This window comes from Natrinema halophilum, assembly GCF_013402815.2.
Taxonomy (GTDB): domain Archaea; phylum Halobacteriota; class Halobacteria; order Halobacteriales; family Natrialbaceae; genus Natrinema; species Natrinema halophilum.
In genome coordinates this window covers 4,207,852-4,223,024 of record NZ_CP058601.1, presented here as the reverse complement: position 1 = coordinate 4,223,024, position 15,173 = coordinate 4,207,852, and the positions used below count along the sequence as shown (strand labels likewise).

Genomic DNA, 15,173 nt, shown 5'->3' with positions numbered 1-15,173 from the left:
TCCCGTTCGATGGGAAGAAGTTGTAGTATTAAGCAGCCCTCGTGCTCAGTAGACAACATGAACCTTGAGACAGTTGGGCCGCGGTTCGCGGCGGGCGCGGGACTGCTCGCGATCCTTCCCGTACTCGTCTACGGACTGACCAACTCGGTCGTCGCCGGCGTCGTCAGCGCGGTCAACGTCGCGATCATTATCGGCTCGCTCTACATCGCGATGGCGCCGATCGATGAATCGCACGACGACCACCACGGAAACGGCACCGCCAGTTAGTCCCCGTGGTGCTCGCACCAGTCCCTCTCTCGACCGCCGCGGTATTCGAACTCGGTCGGCAGTCGGTCGCCGCTGTGTTGCTGTCGTCTGCGGGGCCAACCCTCGGTTCCGAGCGCGTGAATCTACTCGTCCTCTTCGTCGTCGGGTTGCTGGCCGGTGCACACTGCCTGGGGATGTGCGGCCCGCTGGTGACGACGTACGCCGATCGGATCGGGGCGGCGAGTGACAAACGCCGCGACGACACGCTCACCGGGTACGAGGTGCGCCAGCACGCACTGTTCAACCTCGGACGAACGGCCAGCTACGCGACCATCGGCGGCCTGTTCGGCCTGCTCGGTGCGATCACGGTCGCCTCGAGCGAGGCCGTCGCGGAAATCGGCAACGGTGTCCGCGGCGCGACGGGAATCCTCGTCGGGATCGCGATCGTCGCGAGCGGGCTCTACTACGTCCGCGGGCGGACCGCGGTTCCCGGCCACGACCTTCCCGTCGTCGGCGCGCTGTTCCGGCGCCTTTCGGAGTTGCTCTCGAGTCGAATCGATCGACTCGCGACGACGCCGGGGATCGTCGCACTCGGTGCGGTCCACGGATTCATGCCGTGTCCGATCATCTATCCGGCCTACCTGTACGCGTTCGCGGTCGGATCACCGACTCGAGGGGCGCTCTCGCTGGCCGTTCTCGGGCTCGGGACCATCCCGACGCTGTTCGCGTACGGCACCGTCTTGACATCGATCGCGCCGAAAACGCGCGTTCGTCTCCACCGTGGACTGGGCGCAGCGTTTCTCGTTCTCGGATACATCCCCCTATCACACGGACTGATGCTGTACGGTATTCACCTGCCGCATATCCCGCTCCCCTTTGCCACCCCGTTCTAACGATGAGCAACGAATCACACCCACCCGCGCGACCGCACGAATCGTCATCGGAGGATGACACTCGGAACGCGAGGCAGTCGGCTGGCACCGAGACCGGAACCGAACCGACAGCGGACACTGCGGGAGTACCGGCGGCCGACCCCGACCCCGACCCCGACACCGAGACCTGTGACCTCTGTGACCTGCCAACGCCACCGGACCCGATCACCGAGCCGGATGTGGACGGCACGTTTTGCTGTCGGGGCTGTCTCGAGGTCAGTCGGACGCTGGAACAAGCAGACGACGCACCCGACGAGTCGGAACTCCGCTCTCGGATGACACGGGCGGACGAGGGCACCGACCTCGACGACCTCGACGGTGAGGATGCCTATCTCGCAGTCGACGGCATGCACTGTTCGACGTGCGAGGCGTTTCTCGAGACGAACACCGAGCGAGAAGCGGGCATTCTGGGTGCGACGGCCAGCTACGCGACGGATACGATCCGAATCGTCTACGACTCCGATCGGCTCGCGGCCGACGACCTCCCGGACATCGTTTCCGGGTACGGCTACACCGCCGCCGATCGATCGGCCGCTGACGGTACCGCGGAGTCCGACGACGGACTCGCGCCGCTCCTGCTCGGTGGCTTCTTCGGAATGATGGTCATGGTGTGGTACGTCCTGTTTCTGTACCCGACCTACTTCGGACTCGAGCCCGTCGCCGACTTCGGCGGCTACGAGAGCAGCTTTTTGGCGGCGAACATCTGGGTGTTCACGTCGTTTATCCTCTTTTATACGGGCTATCCGATCCTCCGCGGTGCGTACGTCAGCCTCCGGGCCCGACGGCCGAACATGGACCTGCTGGTCGCGACGGCCGCAATGGGATCGTACAGCTACAGTACCGTCGCGATCGTCCTCGGGCAAAGCCACCTGTACTTCGACGTCACCGTCGCGATCGTCCTCGTCGTCACCGCAGGGACCGCCTACGAGAAGTCAGTCAAGCGTCGCGCCACCGGATTGCTCTCGGAGCTGACCGAACAGCAAGTCGACGAGGCACGCCTCGAGAGCGGCGAGACGGTCCCGGTCGAGGCCGTCAAGCCAGGCGACCACCTGCTCGTACGCCCCGGCGAGCGAGTTCCCCTCGACGGCGAAGTCGAAACGGGAAGTGCTGCGGTCGACGAGTCGCTCGTCACCGGTGAATCGCTCCCCGTCAGAAAAGCGCCGGGCGATTACGTTCGCGGCGGGACCGTCGTCACCGATGCACCGATCGTCCTCGCGGTCGGCGACGAGGCAGAGAGCACCCACGACCGGCTCGTCTCCCTGCTCTGGTCGATCCAGAGCGCCCGACCCGGCGTCCAGCGACTCGCCGACAAGCTCGCGACCGTCTTCGTCCCGCTCGTGGTCGTTCTCGCCGTTGGAACAGCCACAGTTCTGCTAGCAACTGGCTCGAGTGCGTCGACGGCTCTCCTGGTCGGATTGACGGTCGTGATCGTCTCCTGTCCGTGTGCGCTCGGACTCGCAACGCCGCTTGCGATCGCCGCAGGCGTCCAGAACGCTGCACAACGGGGAATCGTTGTCGCTGCGGAGACGATATTCGAAGACGCTCCGGACGTCGACGTCGTCGTCCTCGACAAGACGGGAACGCTCACGACCGGACGGATGACCGTCGAAGAGCTACACGTCGCGGGCGACGACACCGGTGCCAACGACGCCCAGGTCGTCGACTCGGCGGCCGACGATTTGCTCCGCCGCGCCGGCGCAGTCGAAGCCCTGTCCGACCATCCGATCGCGACAGCTATCGCCGACTCGGCACCGGATTCCGCCACCGAGGGTGCCGCGAGTACCGTCGACAGGTTCGAGCGGGCCGACCGCGGGGTGAGCGGAATCGTCGACGACGAGCGCATCCTCGTCGGTCACCCCGATTTCCTCCGCGAGCAGGGACAGGCGATACCGAACTCCCTCGAGTCGACGATCGACGACGCTCGAGCGGCGGGCGACGTCCCCGTCGCCGTCGGCTGGAAGGGACGGGTCCGCGGTACTATCGTCGTCGGCGACGAACCGCGCGAGGAACTGGAGTCGGCACTTTCGACGCTCTCCGACGGTCGTGAGATCGTCGTCCTCACCGGCGACGAGGGACCGGCGGCCGACCAGTTCCGCGCGATCGACGCCGTCGACGAGGTCTTCGCCGGCGTCCCGCCCGAGGCGAAAGCCGAGACCGTCGACCGACTTCGCGCCCGCGGGACGGTTGCGATGGTTGGTGATGGAAGCAACGACGCGCCTGCACTGGCCGCTGCCGACGTCGGGATCGCGATGGGCGGCGGCACGAAACTCGCAACCGACGCGGCCGACGCGGTGATCGTCGGTGACGACTTGGAGGCCGTCGCCGAGACGTTCGCCGTCGCCTCGAGCGCCCACAGGCGGATCCGACAGAATCTCGGCTGGGCGTTCGCTTACAACGCGGTCGCGATTCCGCTCGCAGTCGCCGGTCTCCTGAATCCACTCTTTGCTGCCGTCGCGATGGCCGCGAGTAGCGCGCTCGTCGTCTGTAACTCGGCGCGATCGATGTGACGGCAGCCGGTCCAACCCGTCGCCTCACTTTCGCAGTCCCCTCGTCTCGATCAGTACCGGAATTCCACCCGCTTCGTATCGGTGTTCCGACCGCGTCCCGGTGTTCACTTCGCCTCTGTCGCGTGCAGGCGCGAACAACATAACATAGGAACGACCAGAAACGCCGGCAGATCGCCCGTGACCAAGATATTCGCCCGCTCCTCAAGCATCGGGAATTCACCCCACTCCACAAAGCGTAGAATGCACGGCTGGACAGCGACCTCGACCATCGCAGAACCTTGAACGAGATGGTCAATGCGACAATCAAATAGAAACTCGGCGCGTTCGTTCGCTCACGCCGTTGGTGGAAGCAGTTCCGAGAACTCGTGATCAAATGCATCGTTCACAATTTGGAACGAAGCCTCGCTGTTTCAAACGATGAGTGTGAACATCCGTAATTCTGAGAGGAACGAACTGCTGACTACAGCGGTTGTATTCATCACAACCGGTGATTGGGGAGTGAGAAATGTAACGATAGCTACAGCAAGGAGATAGTGGAAGTCAATCGGTCGATAGGTCCTCCTATATTTGGAGGTCGTGTTCCTCGCAGAGCTTCGGAATGCTCTCGAGGTCGGCCTCGAAGCTGTACCGCTCGCAGATTTCCTCGAAGCGAGCGAGTGCCTCTTCGTCCGCAGGTTCGACTGGATAAACATGCGAAATCTCCTCAAAGAACTCCGAGAACTCGCCCGGCGCGATAATCTCGAGGAAACGAAGTGGTTCGTCACTCGCGTTCCAGAAGGTATGCCAGGTGTTCCGGCCCTTGACGGTAGCCTCGTCCGCAGGGACAGTCCAGATCTCGTCGCCAGCAAGAACGGTCATCTCACCCTCTAGCACGTAGGAAATTTCGTCCTCACGGCTATGTCGGTGTAGTGGGGCGGCGAGCGTGTGCGGCGGAAGCGTATGTTCGACAATAGCGACGTTCGCCTCGTTTTCGGTCCGGGCAATCTCTAGTTTAGCGCCGAGCTTCCCAAGATCAATGTCGTAATTCTCAACGGATGTGTCTTGTGAGCTCATCACATGGTTTCGCACTCCCGAACGAGATAAAACTTGCAGTGGGCCGTGTTATTTCGGCCGGAATGAGGAGCCACCGTCCTCGTCCGAGAGAGAATCATACGTTCCCACTACTATCCGCGCATCTATTGAGTATGTCAATAGCCGACACGCTCTGTGTATTCAGCAGAATCGCCGAAACCTATCACCGGCTGAGGGTTTCAACAAGGCCAGAAAATCCCAATCTCGTACGTCATCCGGTATTGGTGTAGGTCGTCCGATATTGAGATTGTTCACGCATCGCCGCCGTCGTCGGTCGTCACGACCCGCTCGACTTCACATCGCCGTCCCTCCTCGTAGACGTAGGTCGTTTCGTCGTCTTCGTCGCGGGTCTGCCGATGGCTCCCGTCGCAAAAGGGAAACGAGTTCGAGAGCCCACACCGGCAGACTGCGATGTCGCCATTCACGTCGTCGATATCGGACGCCTCGAGTTTTCGCGGTCCCGTCGCATCGAGTTCGACAAGTCGAGTCATCGAATTCGTCTCCGGTCGCCACGACCAAAACGGTTCGCGACACTGACCGGGTTGATCGACGCCGGACTGTGGGAGTGGCTGGCACGGACCACGGCTTTCAGGAACGGCAAGGTTCTTGGTACAGGTCTTGAATATCGGAGTGAGAACAGACATGTCGTTCTACGCCGCGGCTATGCCGACCGCGATCGCGCTTGCGATCGTCAAAACGCTCGTCCTCACCGTCGGCGGCATCATCACCTTCTTCGCGTACAAGGCATATCGGCGAACGCGACAGCCGGCACTGGGGTATCTCGCGCTCGGTTTCGGCCTCGTGACGCTCGGGCTCGTACTGGCCGGCATGCTGTACGAACTGCTTTCCGTCCCGCTTATGAGAGGCGTCTTGCTCGAAAGCTTGCTGGTCCTCGCCGGGTTTATCGTGATCGCGTACTCGCTGTACGTCACTTGAGCGGGCCCTTCGGGCTAGTCTCCCGTCATCGCTGGCCTCCCGTCGTCGCTGGTCTCTCGTCGTCGCTGGTCTCTCGTCGTCGCTGGTCTCTCGTCGTCGCTGGTCTCCCGTCATCGCTGGTCTCCCGTCATCGCTGGTCTCCCGTCATCGCTGGTCTCCCGTCATCGCTGGTCTCTCGTCGTCTCTCGTTTTCACACGCGCGCCTCTCGGGTTTTCGTATTCGACCGAGTAGCAAGTCCCACGGCTCGGATCGCGATGTGGAAGACCCGCGTACCGACCACCCAGACGTAAGTGGGTCGCTCTCACAATGGGTTCTATGAACGCCGACCCCGAACGCGAGAAATCAACCGGCGGTCGTGTTTCGACGCATTTCGACCGATCCCGTCCGGTGGGTGGCAAGCCATGACCGGTTCGGGCCGGACAGAATCGACCGTCGGCTCAGACGCGCTCGCCCAGCGGGGCGCAGACCTCGAAATCGCAATCGTCGGTGCAGGCGCGGTCGGCGCGACAGTAGCGTACGACCTTACCCGCGAAGGTGCAAACGTCACGCTTTACGACCGCGGCGATGTGGCGAGCGGCGCAACCGGGCGAGCAGCGGGTATCTGTTACGACGCCTTTGCAGGCGGTCTCGACGCTGCAATCGCGAGCGAATCGATCGAGCGATTCCGTGCGCTGTCGGGCGACGACACCTTCCCGTTCGTCGAATGTCCGTACGTCTGGTTCGCTCGCGATGGAGACACGGAACGGGCCGACGCCATTCGAGAACAGGTCCGACGTATGCAGGACAACGGGGTCGTCGCTCTCGAGATGGACGGCGACGCGCTCGCCGACCGATTTCCCGCGCTGCGAACCGAAGATATCGAAGTCGCGGGGGTCGCGGGCGCATCGGGGTACGCCGATCCGACCGAGTACGCGGTCTCTCTCGCGACCACGGCGGCCGATTCCGGAGCCACCCTCGAGACCGAGACGCCGGTCGAGGTTCGAGTCGATCCCGCGCGGGTGATCCGTACCGACGGCGACGCCCGCGAGTTCGATGCGGTGCTGGTAGCCGCCGGCGCCCGAACGGCGAACCTGCTCGCGGACGCGGGCGTCTCCCTGGCGATGAAACCCTACCGCGTCCAGGCTCTCGTCGCGGGCGCGGATTTCGCCGAGCCGATGTGTTACGACGCGACCGGCGGCTTCTACCTGCGACCGCACGCAGACGGCCTTCTCGCTGGCGACGGCACGGAAAACCGAGAAGCCGATCCGGATGCCTACGACCGCGACGCCGACTCGACGTTTGCAACGGATCTCGGAGAGCGGGTCGCTCACCGCGTTCCGGCGATCGACGACACCGGAAAACGCGGGTTCGATCGCGCGTGGGCCGGTCTCTGTACCGCGACACCCGATCGTGATCCGCTGGTCGGTGACGTTCGTGACGGGCTGTACGTGGCGACCGGGTTCCAGGGTCACGGCTTCATGCGCGCACCGGCCATCGGACGGCGCCTCGCAGAAGAAATGCTCGGAGGGGCAGGGATCGGCGCTTTCGACCCGACCCGATTCGACGGTGACGAGGGATTCGACGTCCTGGAGGGACTGGCGCTCGATCCGAACTGAATCAGTCGTCGATGGTGACCGGTTCCGATTCGGTGTTCGAGTCCGAATCGGTGACGGCTTCGCCAGGTCTTTCGAGGTCGGTCGTTTCGTCCGCCTCGCTGGGATCTTCGAAGTCGGCTGTGCCGTCCGCTTCGTCGACGTCATCGATCGCCGAATCCTTCGGAATGACGACGCTCAGCGTTCCTGTTTCGGATAGCCTCGCTGTTCCGGCATCCGCATCGACGACCGCGTCGGATGGTAACTCGGCTTCGCCGTTTAGATCCATTCCGCGTCCGGGAAAACGCATCTCGTACCCTTCGTGGAATTGCCTGAATCGGTCGACTCGGATCTTGACGTTGCCCTCGAGATAGCGGACCTGAACGTCGTCCGGTTCTGCCCCCGGCGCATCGAAAACGACTCGATAGGCGGTGTCGTTTTCCAGGATGTCGACGGGAAGCGATCGGTGATTCTGGACGCGACCGTTCGCGCGGCCGACCTGCCGATACAACGCACTGCCGACCGATTTCCCGAGGTCTTTGAGCGTCATGGCCCGTCACCTCGATCGGGGCGTCCATCACTGACAGCGGTCGGAGGGACCGAGAGAAGGGGTTGGCGGTACATGGGAGAGGCGACTGTACGAATGGCTATGACAGCCGCATTGATATCCCTTTTGATGGAAACAAAAGAAATGTCTGACGAGTTCTAGCCCGTCGCAGTCGATCGGAGCAGCCCGTTCGGAACCGAATTCACCGATCAGAGTTCGATCTGCTCGAGACAGTCGGTGCCGCCACAAACTGGACACGCAAGGTCCGAAATGTCGGAGTCACTCGGCACGTCGTAGGTGTAGTGGTTCTCGAACATATCGAGATAACAGTCTTCATCGGTACAGACGATTTCCTCCGTTCGTGGCATAGACGACAGTAACAGCACGACGACTATCAACGTCGGGGTTGCGGCACCACAGGTCGTAGTAGACGTTGATAGTCATTCCACACCCCGGTAGCGAATCCCCGGTCAGCGGATGCTCGCTGGCCGCCGGATGGCGGGCGATGAGTAACCCGTTTCAACGACTACTGTACTACCGGCGTGTCATCTCGCCCAATTGTCTCGTCAGCAATCGTATCAGCTATGACATCAATAACAGAACTCGGAAATCAGGACCGGACCGATCGTTGGATTCCGAGCCCAGCGAATCGGAGCGGTACGTGTAGTCATCGTTTTACCCATCGAGGGGCTATCGAACGCTATGATCGACCCCGAGACGCTGTCGGTGACGATCGTCGACGGCTACGTCGACGAACCAGCACACTTCGGGGTGCCGCCGTACATCTCGACGTATCCGCGATACGCAGCGGGTGCGCTCGTCGACGCGGGCGTCCCGCGCGAGTTGATCACCTATCACACGATCGACGGCCTACGCGACGAACCGGACAGATGGCAGGACGTCGACGAGGCGGACCTCTTGGTCTACCTCGGCGGAATGACCGTTCCGGGAAAGTACGTCGGCGGCACGCCGGCCGAACCGGACGAAGTTCGGAAACTCGCCTGGACTGCCACTGGGACGAGTCTGATGGGCGGCCCCGTCAAGTTCGGCGTCGGCGACGAAAACGCGGGCGCGACCGAGACCGAACGGCAGGATCTGGACTTCGACTTCGTCGCCAAGGGCGACGTAGAGGCCGCCGTCTACGACCTCGTCGAGAGCGGCCTCGAAGGGTTCAACGATCGGATGCGAGACGTCGACGAAGTATCGCGTTGGGCCAGACAAGGCGCATTCGTGGTCGAAGCACATCCCAATCACCCGGACCACCTCATCGCCGAACTCGAGACCTCGCGGGGCTGTGCGTACCGATGTTCGTTCTGTACGGAACCGCTCTACGGGAACCCGACGTTCCGGCCACCGCCGACCGTCGTCGGCGAAGTCGACGCGCTGGCCGACCACGGCGTCAGACACTTCCGAATCGGCCGGCAGGCTGATATCCTCGCCTACGGCGGCGACGGCGAAGCACCCAATCCCGACGCTCTTCGCCAACTGTACGGTGGAATACGTGAGGTCGCCCCTGATCTCGAGACGTTGCACCTCGATAACATGAACCCGATCACGATCGTCGAGTGGCCCGAAGCGAGCCGGGAGGGCATTCGGATTATCGCCGAACACAACACGCCAGGCGATACGGCAGCGTTCGGCCTCGAATCGGCGGACCCGGTCGTCCAGGAGGAAAACAACCTGAACGTCACCGCCGAGGAATGTTTCGAAGCGGTGAAGGTCGTCAACGAGGAAGCGGGATGGAGACCCGGCGAGAACGCGGGAAAGAACTGCGGAGAAGCGTCCGAAGACGCTCGGACAGTCGGCGGGGGCGGTCCCCGACGACTACCGAAACTGCTGCCCGGCATCAACCTGCTCCACGGCCTCAAAGGCGAACGCGAGGAGACATATCGACTCAACCGCGAGTTCCTGCAGCGCGTCTACGACGAGGGCTACATGCTCCGGCGCATCAACATTCGGCAGGTAATGGCCTTCGACGGCACCGACATGTCAGACACCGGTGCGGAGATCGCAAACGACCACAAGAAGCTTTTCAAACGGTACAAACGGCAGGTTCGCGAGGAGATCGACAACCCGATGCTCGAGCGCGTCGCGCCAACAGGCACCGTTCTACCGAACGTTCACCTCGAATATCACCAGGACGGGAAGACCTTCGGCCGCCAACTCGGCACGTACCCGTTGCTGGTCGGGATTCCGGGTGAGCGCACCCTCGGGCGAACCGTCGACGTCGCGGTCGTCGATCACGGGTATCGGTCCGTAACCGGCGTTCCCTACCCGCTCGACATCAACGCGGCATCGATGGACGAACTCACCGCCATTCCCGGCGTCGGCGACAGTACAGCGGGCGATATCATCGTCAACCGCCCGTACGAATCGGTCCAGGAAGCGTCGCTCGGGACAACCTTCGACCTCTCACGGTTCATGACGGCTCGAGCGCTCGAACGCGCCGACTAAGGCCGACTCCTGCGTTGTGACCCGGTTACAAACGGTCGACGGTACTGGGGTCTCACGATCGACGATCGTTCATCGCGGTAGTCGCGATCGGGACGATTCGGCCATCAATTGACGGTTTGGTGTCGGTAGTTCTATTATGGATGGGGATCAGAGGTGAAATAGAGGGTCTACCTGTGGAAATATCTGAAAAATTGCTGTGTCTGTTCAGTACGGACGTTTCGGAAGAGGAGGATCGATACATCATCGAAGTACCGAAACAGGAGGTCGAAACCGGAGACATCGACCCTGGGGAGGTCTACCGCGTCGCATTGATCTCGCGCGAGGAGGGGGTTGGTGGCGACGACAGTTCGGTCACCACCCAACCCCAGACTCCGCCGTCCGAACCGCAACCACCTGTCGACGTCGGCGAAACGCGCTACGTCGAGATCGAGGATATCGGCAAACAGGGAGACGGCATCGCACGCGTCGAACGAGGTTACGTTATCATCGTCCCCGGCGCCGACGTCGGCGAACGCGTCAAAATCGAGGTCACCGAAGTCAAGTCGAACTTCGCCGTCGGCGAGATCATCGAAGAGACATTCTAAGAAGAGCCCGTCAGCGCTCAGTTCACAGGGCGTGCGAACCACTGGGCGCACCAATCTCGAACGGCCGCCGTCGAATGTCCCTGTGGCGTACTCGGTGAAACGGCGCCCAAAGCGCGCTGTCCAGTCGCCGCATACAGAGTCGCTAGCGAATCCGTTCCCACCATTCGTTATCCTCCTGGCGTCGCTGGTGACTCTCGACTGTACTCACTCCGCCGGGCGCTGCCCGCAGAGACGTACGGGCGTCTCTTGGACGTCCGCGACAGCCCGAGAGAATGGGGAAACCAGTTTTAGTCCTCGAGTGGCGTTCCGTCTGCCCGTTTCGCCCCTTCGGAATCGTAAACGACTATCTCGCCCGGATCGGGGTCGGCGGGACGGTAGGTGTCTCGGACAGCGATAGCTTCCTCGAGTTCTCGAACGGCTCGTTCCTTCAGCGCTCGAGCCAATTCTTCGGCGTCCGCCCGTGAGATGTCGCGGCCCAGTCCCTCGCATTCGTGGGCGCGAACGACGCCTTCCTCGTCGACGGCCTCCCCCATCGGCTGGCTGGTGCCCGCGAGTGCAACGCTGAACGGATAGGTCTGACAGATGAGCGGCCGGTCCTCGTGGGCGACGCACGCGCCGACTCCATCGTCGTCTTCCTCGTAGAACGTACAGTTACCGCAGTCGTCGGTCTGAAGCGCCCACTCGAAGGTTTCGCCCTCGAGGTCGCCGTCGTCGGTTTCGGAGAGGCCGTAGGGCATCGGCCGAGCGACGTCGCGCCAGTCCCGGTCGTCCTCACGGTTTGTCGTCGCATCTCGCAGTTCGCGCACTTCGTCGGGGAAGACCGTCGCCGTGTGTTCGTCTTCGCCGTGGCCCGTACAGCAGGCACCACAACGCGTACACTCGAAGCCGATAGATTCGATTGCATCTGCGAGGTCGTCGACAGCGAGGGAACGGGCTTGCTCAAGTTCGGCTTCGAGTGATCGCACAGTCGAACGGAAACCGTCGAGGCGGAAAAGTCAGTCGCCATCGAGCGTCCTCGCTCGTTCACCGTCCCACGACAGTCGTCTCTCGACGGCGAGTTTCTCGAGGTGGGCAGCCACGGTCGCCCGCGCGAGGTCACGGACGCCGGACAGATCCTTTTCGTAGGCCCCACCGAGGATTTCATCGAGCGACCGAGCGCCGTCGGCGACAGCTTCGAGCACGCGCTGTTCGCGCTCGGTTCGATGGGAAAGCAGGCGCTCGAGCGTTTCGCGAGGGGCGTCGATCACGGGACCGTGACCGGGATGAAGCGCTGGCGGGTCGATCGCCCAGAGTCGTCGTAACGTCGTTACGTATGCGCGCATGTCACCTTCCGGTGCGCCGACGACGACGCTCCCCTCGCGGACGGCACAGTCGCCACAGAGGATGGGACCGCCGCGGCCAGCCTCGAGGGCGACGTGGTCCGGTGCGTGCCCCGGTGCGCTGAGGACCCGAACGCGCTTGTCACCACTGTGAATCGTCGTGCCCGACGTGAACGTGCGATCAGGTTTGCAACCTGTGGCGTCCCGAAACCTGTCGATTCGTCCGTTTCGCGCCCAGACCGTCGCGTCGGTGCGGTCGGCGTAGGAATCGACGGCCCCGACGTGATCGGGGTGGGTGTGAGTGACGAGGATGTGCTCGACACGTCGGTTACGGACCAGGTGATCGAGTTCGTCGGATCGTGTCGCTGGGTCGACGAGAATCGCCGGATCGGTGCCGAGCAGATAGGTGTTGGTGGTACCGCTCGGCGCTCGCGTAGGGACCGGAACGGATCGCGAAACGATGTCCATACGACAAACAGACACCGGCCGGAAAAGTGTATATCGGCACCTGGCGATCTCGCGACCGCCGTCGTCGCATCACGAAAGACGCACTCGTCGTAGCGCCGAATCAGTGCTTGAGAAAGTACACTTGCTTGCGAGCATCTCTGAAACTGTACCGGGAGCCGACCAGGCCGACCTCTTCGAGTCGATTGAGCGCGTAGCGGACGGTGCGATCGGGGAGCAGCGATTCTTCGGTGAGTTGTCCCTGTGAGAGCGGCGAGTCGATCTCTAACACTTTTGCAACGAGCTTCGCGCTCGGCGGCAACTCGCGGAGTCGGTTGCGGTATTCCTCCTCCGACAACGGTTCCTCAGCAATGGCATCCGGGTCCTCGACTGTACTTGTGCTCATATCTACGAGAGCGGAATCAACGATGGTAAAGCTTCCCTATATTCAGATACGAATAATCCAGTTTGTATAATGCATCTAAATGACCTATTATCACAGGGCGGTGAAATTCCTATTTCGACGTCGTCCAGCTGGCAACCCAGACGAATCACGATTGACTTGGGCGACGAGTCGCCGACGGACTCCAGTATCGTTTTATCCCAGCACGATAGTAGCTTCGCCCAGTGTGAAAGGACAGGAGTGGTACCAGGCTGACGATGTTGCCAAGGAATACGACGATAAGCGGTTTTCTCGGGGTGGACAACTGATCGACCGCCGGGAAAAAGAAGCCGTCCTCGAAGCCATCATGCCTGTCGAGGATCGGAATATACTCGAGATCGCCTGTGGTACCGGGCGATTTACGCTCATGCTCGCCCATCAAGGGGCGGACGTCGTCGGACTCGACATCTCTGCGGCGATGTTACAACAGGGGCGCCAGAAAACCCGGAACACCGATATTTCGGGCACACTCGAGTTCCTCCGCGGGGACGCGGGTCGGTTGCCGTTTCCGGATGATCACTTCGATACCGTAATCGCGATGCGATTTTTCCACCTTGCGGACGATCCGGAGGCATTTCTGCAGGAAATGCGGCGGGTTTCCCGTGATCAGATCGTTTTCGACACTTTCAACCGATTTTCCGCCCGAAGTGTCTACAACTGGGCGCTTCCGATGGGGTCGCGGTTGTACTCGAAGAGCGAAGTCGCCGTTCTGCTCGCGAAAACGGATCTGACGCTCCTCGACGTCGAGGACGACTTTCTCCTTCCGTACGGGCTCTACCGAGCGATTCCGAACGCACTCGCGTCGCCGTTGCGAGCGCTCGACGAAGCGATCGGAGGCCGACAGATCGTGGATCACCTCGCGTCGGTGTCGTACTGGAACGCCCAGGTTCGCTGACCGTGCTGACTGGAATCCCATCTATTTACTATCAGGAGCCCCTATCGGGCGTTATGGAGCTCTCGGTAGTCGTGTCGACGCTGAACGACCGGGAGCGGCTGCTATCGAGTCTCGACGCCCTCGCGGAACGGACGCCACCATCGACGGAGATAATCGTCGTCAACGGCCCGTCATCGGATGGGACGACCGGTGCTGTCCGCGAACGCGACGACGTGGACGTCCTCGTCGAGATCTCCGAACGGAACGAAAGCGTCTCTCGAAATGCCGGACTGGAGCAGGCGACGGGCGACGTCGTTGCCTTTCTCGACGGCGAGTACGCGATCGACCAGAGCTGGTATGAGGCCATCGACGACCAAATCGACGACGAAACGAACGTCGTCACCGGACCCGTCACCGGCAGCCCCGCCGTCTCCGAACTCAAGCAGCCACGCGAGAAGGGAGGTCAGCGGATAACGCATTTTCACGGCGACAACGTCGCTTTCGAGCGGCCAGTTCTCGAGGCACTGGACGGGTTCGACGAGTACATTGGCCAGGAAAGCGAGCGGGACTGTGCTCACCGCGTGGCAGCACTCGGCTTCGACGTCTCGTGGAACGCAGCGATGGCTGCCCGCTGTGAATTCGGCACCGACGGTGGTCGAGCCGACCCCGACTGGGGTGTGACCTACCGATCGATGACGTACCGACTCGCGAAGAACTACGGGCCGCGGCCGCGCGTCCTCACCCGAACCGCCAAGAACGCGGTACACGACGGTGCTGCTGGCGCCTGTCAACTGGCGTCAGGGGACGCGACGCCGACGGGCTGGGTATCCGACGGCACGGACGTCGTCAGAAACGCCGCTCGAGGGTTTTTGGACGGCCTTCGCGCCCGGTACGCCGATCGGTCGAACCGACGAAATCCAAACGGTCTCTCGAAGCGACACGACCGGGCCGTCCACGTTTACGACCGACGCTGATCAGTACCGACCAATCGGAACTCTCCGACTTCCTCGCCGCGATATTCGGGCTCGCGATCTTCGAGTCTCGCTTCGATCCGCCGCGATAGTCATCAGGTTCGTCGAATTCGCGTCTCAACGGCTTTCGTAATGGTGATAAGGATGATCGCACAGCGGTGACGAGGATGAACGCACAGCACCGACCCCCCACGCATCGGCTCACCGGTTCGCGACCGGGTCCGTTTTCCCGCAGTGAAGCACGGGAAAACACCTATTCGGCTCCTCGAAATGG

At 62.1% G+C, this 15,173-nt stretch carries 16 protein-coding genes and 1 pseudogene; 10 read left to right on the top strand and 7 right to left on the bottom strand.

All coding sequences use genetic code 11. From position 1 onward, the window contains the following. The first annotated feature begins 57 nt into the window (after positions 1–57). From HYG82_RS41090 to HYG82_RS41075, 4 genes and pseudogenes are all read left to right on the top strand, one after another. Positions 58–267 carry a DUF8131 family protein gene (locus HYG82_RS41090; RefSeq protein WP_179264031.1) on the top strand — a complete coding sequence of 70 codons (210 nt, stop codon included), beginning with the start codon at positions 58–60 and terminating at the stop codon, positions 265–267. Positions 268–341: 74 nt separating this feature from the next. Beyond that, positions 342–1,139, top strand: a complete 798-nt coding sequence (locus HYG82_RS41085) for a sulfite exporter TauE/SafE family protein (protein ID WP_235217912.1) — start codon at positions 342–344, stop codon at positions 1,137–1,139. Positions 1,140–1,141: 2 nt separating this feature from the next. Then, a complete protein-coding gene (locus tag HYG82_RS41080) occupies positions 1,142–3,685 on the top strand; it encodes a heavy metal translocating P-type ATPase (protein ID WP_179264029.1) in 2,544 nt (847 codons plus the stop codon). Between the two features lie 149 nt (positions 3,686–3,834). Beyond that, positions 3,835–4,122, top strand: a pseudogene (locus HYG82_RS41075) (hypothetical protein); the annotation flags it as partial. A 124-nt stretch (positions 4,123–4,246) separates the two neighbouring features. On the opposite strand, the gene HYG82_RS41070 reads toward HYG82_RS41075, so the two are convergent. After that, positions 4,247–4,738: a cupin domain-containing protein gene (locus HYG82_RS41070; RefSeq protein ID WP_179264027.1), complete on the bottom strand. Its 492-nt coding sequence runs from the start codon at positions 4,736–4,738 to the stop codon at positions 4,247–4,249. Positions 4,739–5,007: 269 nt separating this feature from the next. Further along, a complete protein-coding gene (locus HYG82_RS41065; RefSeq protein ID WP_179264025.1) occupies positions 5,008–5,247 on the bottom strand; it encodes a CDGSH iron-sulfur domain-containing protein in 240 nt (79 codons plus the stop codon). Between the two features lie 151 nt (positions 5,248–5,398). Here HYG82_RS41065 and HYG82_RS41060 point away from each other — a divergent pair, with 151 nt between their 5' ends. Both HYG82_RS41060 and HYG82_RS41055 read left to right on the top strand, forming a co-directional pair. Beyond that, complete coding sequence (locus HYG82_RS41060) at positions 5,399–5,692, top strand: DUF7521 family protein (RefSeq protein ID WP_179264023.1); 294 nt, start codon at positions 5,399–5,401, stop codon at positions 5,690–5,692. Between the two features lie 402 nt (positions 5,693–6,094). Continuing rightward, positions 6,095–7,288, top strand: a complete 1,194-nt coding sequence (locus HYG82_RS41055) for an NAD(P)/FAD-dependent oxidoreductase (protein WP_179264021.1) — start codon at positions 6,095–6,097, stop codon at positions 7,286–7,288. A 1-nt stretch (position 7,289) separates the two neighbouring features. Here the strand turns inward: HYG82_RS41055 and HYG82_RS41050 are convergent, their stop codons facing one another. Then, complete coding sequence (locus HYG82_RS41050) at positions 7,290–7,814, bottom strand: Hsp20/alpha crystallin family protein (protein ID WP_179264019.1); 525 nt, start codon at positions 7,812–7,814, stop codon at positions 7,290–7,292. Between the two features lie 206 nt (positions 7,815–8,020). Further along, positions 8,021–8,179, bottom strand: a complete 159-nt coding sequence (locus tag HYG82_RS41045; RefSeq protein WP_179264017.1) for a DUF7559 family protein — start codon at positions 8,177–8,179, stop codon at positions 8,021–8,023. 334 nt (positions 8,180–8,513) lie between these two features. On the opposite strand from HYG82_RS41045, the gene HYG82_RS41040 reads away from it, so the two are divergent. Both HYG82_RS41040 and HYG82_RS41035 read left to right on the top strand, forming a co-directional pair. Then, complete coding sequence (locus tag HYG82_RS41040; protein WP_179264015.1) at positions 8,514–10,265, top strand: radical SAM protein; 1,752 nt, start codon at positions 8,514–8,516, stop codon at positions 10,263–10,265. Between the two features lie 173 nt (positions 10,266–10,438). Continuing rightward, positions 10,439–10,849, top strand: a complete 411-nt coding sequence (locus tag HYG82_RS41035; protein ID WP_179264013.1) for a TRAM domain-containing protein — start codon at positions 10,439–10,441, stop codon at positions 10,847–10,849. A gap of 287 nt (positions 10,850–11,136) precedes the next feature. Here the strand turns inward: HYG82_RS41035 and HYG82_RS41030 are convergent, their stop codons facing one another. From HYG82_RS41030 to HYG82_RS41020, 3 genes are all read right to left on the bottom strand, one after another. After that, entirely contained in the window at positions 11,137–11,814 is a 678-nt protein-coding gene (locus tag HYG82_RS41030; RefSeq protein WP_179264011.1) for a YkgJ family cysteine cluster protein, read from the bottom strand. A 30-nt stretch (positions 11,815–11,844) separates the two neighbouring features. Beyond that, entirely contained in the window at positions 11,845–12,636 is a 792-nt protein-coding gene (locus tag HYG82_RS41025; protein ID WP_179264009.1) for an MBL fold metallo-hydrolase, read from the bottom strand. Between the two features lie 100 nt (positions 12,637–12,736). Then, positions 12,737–13,018 carry a MarR family transcriptional regulator gene (locus HYG82_RS41020; protein WP_179264007.1) on the bottom strand — a complete coding sequence of 94 codons (282 nt, stop codon included), beginning with the start codon at positions 13,016–13,018 and terminating at the stop codon, positions 12,737–12,739. Positions 13,019–13,241: 223 nt separating this feature from the next. Between HYG82_RS41020 and HYG82_RS41015 the strand changes: the two genes are divergently transcribed. Together HYG82_RS41015 and HYG82_RS41010 are read left to right on the top strand one after the other, a co-directional pair. Next, a complete protein-coding gene (locus tag HYG82_RS41015) occupies positions 13,242–13,949 on the top strand; it encodes a class I SAM-dependent methyltransferase (protein ID WP_179264005.1) in 708 nt (235 codons plus the stop codon). A 53-nt stretch (positions 13,950–14,002) separates the two neighbouring features. Further along, positions 14,003–14,902, top strand: a complete 900-nt coding sequence (locus tag HYG82_RS41010; RefSeq protein ID WP_179264003.1) for a glycosyltransferase family 2 protein — start codon at positions 14,003–14,005, stop codon at positions 14,900–14,902. Positions 14,903–15,173 lie beyond the last annotated feature (271 nt).